General features: G+C 67.4%; 5 protein-coding genes and 2 pseudogenes. All 7 read left to right on the top strand.

Going from position 1 to position 4,280, the window contains the following annotated elements; all coding sequences use genetic code 11:
- Positions 1-225, top strand: a pseudogene (locus tag ACK5M9_RS03520) (gamma-glutamyl-gamma-aminobutyrate hydrolase family protein); the annotation flags it as partial.
- Positions 226-235: 10 nt separating this feature from the next.
- Positions 236-1,036: a thymidylate synthase gene (locus ACK5M9_RS03515; protein ID WP_416891814.1), complete on the top strand. Its 801-nt coding sequence runs from the start codon at positions 236-238 to the stop codon at positions 1,034-1,036.
- The gene (locus tag ACK5M9_RS03510; protein WP_416891813.1) at positions 1,033-1,521 is read left to right on the top strand and encodes a dihydrofolate reductase; all 489 of its coding nucleotides are present in this window, start codon (positions 1,033-1,035) and stop codon (positions 1,519-1,521) included. Before ACK5M9_RS03515 ends, ACK5M9_RS03510 begins: the two co-directional genes overlap by 4 nt.
- A 12-nt stretch (positions 1,522-1,533) precedes the next feature.
- Positions 1,534-2,772 carry a winged helix-turn-helix domain-containing protein gene (locus ACK5M9_RS03505; protein WP_416891815.1) on the top strand — a complete coding sequence of 413 codons (1,239 nt, stop codon included), beginning with the start codon at positions 1,534-1,536 and terminating at the stop codon, positions 2,770-2,772.
- Positions 2,773-2,777: 5 nt separating this feature from the next.
- Positions 2,778-3,530, top strand: coding sequence for an FAD-dependent thymidylate synthase (thyX, locus tag ACK5M9_RS03500; protein ID WP_416891812.1), 753 nt, complete (start codon positions 2,778-2,780; stop codon positions 3,528-3,530).
- 100 nt (positions 3,531-3,630) lie between these two features.
- Positions 3,631-3,852: pseudogene (locus tag ACK5M9_RS03495) on the top strand (transposase); the annotation flags it as partial.
- A gap of 85 nt (positions 3,853-3,937) precedes the next feature.
- Positions 3,938-4,280: IS3 family transposase (locus ACK5M9_RS03490; protein WP_416891811.1), on the top strand; the 343-nt coding region annotated here is incomplete at its 3' end.

Below are 4,280 nucleotides of genomic sequence, written 5' to 3'. Positions count from 1 at the left end.
GGTTCCAGCGACCCGCTGCGCCCGGCTCCGCCGCGCTTGCGATCGCTGGGTTGGATTGGTTCCAGCGACCCGCTGCGCCCGGCTCCGCCGCGCTTGCGATCGCTGGGTTGGATTGGTTCCAGCGACCCGCTGCGCCCGGCTCCGCCGCGCTTGCGATCGCTGGGTTGGATTGGTTCCAGCGACCCGCTGCGCCCGGCTCCGCCGCGCTTGCGATCGCTGGTTTAAGCTACCCCCCGTGCCGATCGCGACGCCCTACGAGGATCTGCTCCGCCTGGTCCTGGCCACTGGCACCGCGAAATCCGACCGCACCGGCACCGGGACCCGCAGCCTGTTCGGCCAGCAGATCCGCTACGACCTGTCAGCCGGGTTCCCCCTGGTGACCACCAAGAAGGTGCACTTCAAATCCGTCGTCTACGAACTGCTGTGGTTCCTGCGCGGCGACTCCAACATCGGCTGGCTGCGAGACAACGGCGTCACCATCTGGGATGAATGGGCCAGTGACACAGGAGAACTCGGGCCGGTATACGGCGTGCAGTGGCGTTCGTGGCCGACCCCATCGGGTGAGCGCATCGACCAGATCAGTGCCGCGTTGGATTTGCTGCGCACCGACCCCGACTCCCGGCGCATCATCGTCTCCGCCTGGAACGTCGGCGAGATCCCGCAGATGGCGCTGCCGCCGTGCCACGCGTTCTTCCAGTTCTACGTCGCCGACGGCCGGCTGAGCTGCCAGCTCTACCAGCGCAGCGCCGACCTTTTCCTCGGCGTGCCGTTCAACATTGCCAGCTATGCGCTGCTCACCCACATGATGGCCGCCCAGGCCGGCCTGCGGGTCGGCGAGTTCATCTGGACCGGCGGAGACTGCCACATCTACGACAACCATGTCGAACAGGTCGGGCTGCAATTGAGCCGGGAACCACGTCCGTATCCGAAACTTAGTCTGGCTCAGCGAAATTCGATATTCGACTATGTCTACGAAGACGTCGTGGTGCAACACTACGACCCGCACCCGGCGATCAAGGCTCCAGTAGCCGTATGACTCACTCCGCGGGCTTGGTGTGGGCGCAGTCGACCTCGGGTGTGATCGGCCGCGGCGGCGACATCCCGTGGCGGGTCCCCGAGGATCTGGCCCATTTCAAACGAATCACCATGGGCCACACCGTGGTGATGGGCCGTCGCACCTGGGATTCGCTGCCACCGAACGTGCGGCCGCTGCCGGGCCGGCGCAATATCGTGCTGAGCCGCCAGAGCGGCTACACGGCCAACGGCGCCGAAGTGTCCGGCACACTCGAACAGGCGCTGACCGACCCGGACACCTGGGTGATCGGCGGCGCCGAGATCTATGTGCTGGCCCTGCCGTTCGCGAAACGCTGCGAGGTCACCGAAGTCGAGGTCGACCTGCCACGCGACGACGGCGACGCGCTGGCCCCGCTACTCGACAAAACCTGGCTGGGTGAGCTGGGGGAGTGGCAGGTCAGCCGGTCGGGCCTGCGGTACCGGTTTTGCAGCTACCGTCGACGCTGAGTGACTGTGGCGATCCGCAACCGCCGGCTGACCTCCGCACAAGCCCGTCGGATAGCTGTTGCGGCACAAGGATTCGACAAACCACGGTTGGACGGTCCGCTTGATCGCGGACATTTGCGGCGGCTGCTTTCGCGCATCCACGTCCTGCAACTGGACTCGGTCTCTGTCGCAGTCCGGGCCCACTACGCCCCGGTGTTCAGCCGGCTCGGGCCCTACGACCGCCAGGTACTCGACCGTGCGGCCTGGGGGCCCACAAGCCAGCGGCTGCTGGCCGAATACTGGGCGCACGAAGCGGCACTGATCGCGCTCGATGACTGGCCGCTACTGCGCTGGCGGATGCGCCAGTACCGGCATGGCCGCTGGGGCACCCACGTCGTCAAGGAAAACCCCCGGCTGGTCGAGGACGTCGTCGCCGCGGTGACCCAGCTCGGACCCAGCACCGCCGGCCAGATCGAGGCGCACCTGCGTGCCGAACACGGGAGCAGCCCGGGACGCAGACCGGGAGCCTGGTGGGGCCGCAGCGACACCAAATGGGTTGCCGAGGCGCTGTTCGCCGCCGGGGTGCTGACGACGGCCACCCGCGCCGGCTTTGCCAGGCACTACGACCTGGCCGAGCGGGTGCTGCCCGCGTCGGTGCTGGCCCGCCACGTCGATGACGACGAGGCCATCCGGCAGCTCAGCCTGCGCGCGGCGACGGCACTGGGCGTGGGCACCGAGGCCGACATCCGCGACTACTTCCGGCTGTCCGCCCGGCAGGTCAAACCGGCCATCGCCGATCTGGTCGCGGCCGGTGACATCGAGCGGGTCGACGTCGACGGCTGGTCGGCGCCGGCCTATCTGCGGGCCGCCCGCCCCGTACCCCGTGCCGACCGCGGCACCGCCCTGCTGTGTCCGTTCGACCCGCTGATCTTCTTCCGGCCCCGGGTCGAGCGCATCTTCGGGTTCCACTACCGCATCGAGATCTACACACCGGCGGCCAAACGCCGCTACGGCTACTACGTGTGGCCGTTCCTGCTGGACGGCAAGCTCGTCGCGCGGGTCGACCTCAAAGCCGACCGCGATGCGGACACCCTGCACGTGATGGGAGCCTTCGCCGAACCCGACGCGCCGCGGCCCCGGGTTGCCGCCGCGCTGACAGGCGAGTTGGAGTCGATGGCGTCCTGGCTTGGGCTGGGCGGGGTCGCGGTATCGGATCGCGGTGATCTGGCCGGGTCCCTTCGCCGCCGACCACTCACTGAACGTTTACGCTGAGCGCCGTGGCCGAGACCGCGCCGATGCGCGTGCAATTGATCGCCAGAACCGACTTCCTGGTGCCCGCGGACGTGCCGTGGACGACCGACGCCGACGGGGGATCGGCGCTGGTCGAGTTCGCCGGCCGGGCCTGCTATCAAAGTTGGTCCAAGCCGAATCCCGCGACGGCGACCAATGCCGACTACCTCAGACACATCATCGACGTCGGGCATTTTTCGGTTCTCGAGCACGCCAGCGTGTCGTTCTACATCACCGGTGTTTCGCGGTCCTGCACCCATGAGCTGATCCGGCATCGGCACTTCTCCTACTCGCAACTGTCGCAGCGCTATGTGCCCGAATCCCAGTCGCAGGTCGTTGTGCCGCCCGGGCTGGAGGACGACCCCGAACTGCGCGAGATCCTGACCAGGGCCGCCGATGCCAGCCGCGCCACCTACTCCGAGCTGCTTGCCAAGCTGGAAGCGAAGTTCGCCGACCAGCCCAACGCGGTATTGCGTCGCAAGCAGGCCCGCCAGGCGGCCCGGGCGGTCTTGCTGAATGCCACCGAAACCCGCGTTGTGGCGACCGGCAACTACCGTGCCTGGCGGCACTTCATCGCCATGCGGGCCAGCGAGCACGCCGACATCGAGATCCGGCGGCTGGCCGTGGAGTGCCTTCGTCAGCTCGTCGCCGTCGCGCCCGCGGTGTTCGCCGACTTCGAGATCACCCGTCTGGCCGACGGCACCGAGGTTGCGACGAGCGCTTTCACGACCGACACCTGAGCCCGCGTACGCGGTGGCGGGGGAGGGGGCACTGGGGGTTACCCCCGTTTTGTGGACATCCTGACTGGCTGGGCGTTGCTCGGCAGGAGAGGATGCACTCATGGGTGCGAAGAGGAAGAGTTGCACCCTGAAGTTCCGTGCGGAGGCTGCGCGGTTGGTGATCGATACCGGTCGCACGATCGCCGGAGTCGCTCGTGAGATCGGGGTCGGAGAGGCTCTGCTGGGCCGGTGGGTGGCTGTTGAGCGGTCGAAGTTGGATGATCCTCCTGAGGTGCTTGATGCCGACGGGCGGGCCGAGTTGACCCGGCTACGCCGTGAGGTGGCCGAGTTGCGGATGGACCGGGCGTTTTTAAAAAAGCAGCAGCCTTCGTTGCGGTGGAGAACTCGAACCGGAACGACGGTTCGCGGTGATCGACGCGCAAAAGGCACACCACAGCATCACCAGGATGACCGAGTTGCTGGCGGTATCCCGATCGGGATATTACGCGTGGGCTGCCCGCCGGGACGCCGCGCCGGGGCCGCGGGCGGCGCGGACCGCGGAGTTGACGGTGAAGATCCGCCAGTTGCATGCGGCCTCCGATCACGTCAACGGGGCGCCGCGAATCCTGGCGGATTTACCTGAGGACGGCGAGACTGTATCGAAGAAGACGGTGGCCAAGATTATGCGGGCCAACGGAATTCGCGGGATCAGCCCACGCCCGTGGCAGCCGGTCACCACGATCAACGACGATGTCACACATCACATTGCCG

The organism is Mycobacterium sp., from assembly GCF_047975165.1.
In the GTDB taxonomy this organism is placed as follows: Bacteria; Actinomycetota; Actinomycetes; order Mycobacteriales; family Mycobacteriaceae; genus Mycobacterium.
Note: the sequence above shows the minus strand (reverse complement) of the source record. Positions and strands in the feature narration are given on the sequence as shown.